At 46.1% G+C, this 1778-nt stretch carries 1 protein-coding gene and 1 pseudogene; both read right to left on the bottom strand.

All coding sequences use genetic code 11. From position 1 onward, the window contains the following. Positions 1 to 242 (bottom strand): annotated as a pseudogene (locus tag ACWNM1_RS30535) (hypothetical protein); the annotation flags it as partial. A 458-nt stretch (positions 243 to 700) separates the two neighbouring features. Beyond that, entirely contained in the window at positions 701 to 1615 is a 915-nt protein-coding gene (locus ACWNM1_RS30530) for a phosphotransferase (RefSeq protein ID WP_449603929.1), read from the bottom strand. Positions 1616 to 1778 lie beyond the last annotated feature (163 nt).

The following is a 1778-nucleotide window of genomic DNA, read 5'->3' as shown; positions in this document are numbered from 1 at the left end:
GGATCACACTTACTACCCAAGTACACAGTATCTTCTTTATTCCATTGAATAAGTTCTTTTTGCAAAACATCTGAAATATTAAGTTTAACATTCAAGTTAGTATTCCAAGTCTCATCGTCTAATTGGAAACAATAAGGACATCCAATTGTACATCCATTATACGGGTCTATAATCGGTATTGTCCCCCCATCCGGGGGATATTCATAAGTCATTGCACTATTAATAAATATTTCTTTGAGCATTTTTACCATCTCCATTCATCATCTTATAACCAGATGGTAAATTAATACTCAAAAAAAATATAGACTTATAATTACTGATTTGTTATGATGTTGAATAAGGTCTTGAAAAAAAATGACATACGAATCCATGGGTCATATATTGATCTATGGTTTTTTTATGTTTTCGGTTGATTTCAGCTAACGTCTTATTCACGAACTTCGTAAATAATTCCATATGTAGAGTATTCGCGATATTATTGAGCTATCCTGCCCGTAGCGCAGCAAGGCTGCCAATCGTGCTGGCAGCCTTGTCATCGTTGAACTATCGTTCCCAGTTAGCGCAACGACTTACTCTGTTGAATTTCGTGTTCCTCAACATAAAGCGGCATCAGAGAAGGCGAATAGTACCTTATCGCGGCCTTTAAACGACAAAATGGTGCCGATAGCCATCGCCCCAAAGCTGCAAAGAAATAATGAGCCTAATCCGACAGTGCTCGCATGATGTTGGATTTCGCCTCTGCCGCAATCGCTTCATTCCCGTCATCGACCGCTTGCATCAAGATCAGTACGGGGATGTATACCGCGATCAGCCGCGCCAGCAGCTTCGTTTCCTCGTCCGCTCCTCCGTAAGTTTCGAAAAACACGCCGCGAGCGTATGGGGGTAAAAAGCTGTAAGCAACGCTCAAATCGCAAGCCGGATGGCCTACGCTCAGATCGCCCCAATCAATGATGCCGGAAACGATCCCGTTCTCATTCACAAGCATATTTTTGAAATGAAGATCGCCATGTAGCAGTACATTCACCGCCTCGACACGGTCCGTTTGCAACCTGCTAATATACGCTTCGATCACACCGGACTCCTCCGGCGACAAGTGTCCAACCACCTTCGATAGAAAGCCCTCCAATTTCACTTTGCGCGATGCTATGTCCGTCAAGCTTCGATGATCTTGCTGAACTCCGCACTTCAGCGCCGCCTGCACCGGAAACTCATGCAATCTCCGCAAAAATTTCGCCAGCGTCTCTGCCGATAAAGCCCGGCGTTCTTCCGTCAAACCGATGGGGAAATCTCCTGGCACGTAGGCATAGCCAAGAAATGGTGCCGGGTATTCGTCACTTGCTTCGCCATAAAACAACGGTTTCGGATAGGGGATGGTCATATATGCCTCCAGCTTCGGCAGCAGCTTCCCTTCCATACGAATCGAGCCAACTGCAATCGTTCTTCTTGGAAACCGGAACACGTACTCATCACCGATGAGAAAAACCGTATTGTCCCAGCCCCAGCCCAATCGCTTCACTTGCTTCGATGACAGCTGAGGAAATTGTCTGCCGATCAGCGTCCGCGCCTGCTCTTCGTTAACCTCCCACTCCGCATCCCATACATTCGTTCCTTCCATGAAATATCTGCCTCCTCGTTCCTTACTTTATTTAGACGTTTACATTCCCTGGAAGTTACGCATAACTGCCCGTTAGCACAACGAAGCTGCCAATTCATGTCGGCAGCTTCGTCCTGGTGTTATTGAGCTATAGTGTCCCGTTAGCCATTCATGCAGCGCAAGT

The organism is Paenibacillus sp. Marseille-Q9583 (assembly GCF_976954365.1).
This window is presented reverse-complemented; position numbering and strand designations above follow the sequence as displayed.

Excerpts from the sequence above, each read along its gene's own strand:
- ACWNM1_RS30530 (WP_449603929.1), bottom strand. The coding sequence starts at position 1,615 with ATGGAAGGAACGAATGTATGGGATGCGGAGTGGGAGGTTAACGAAGAG.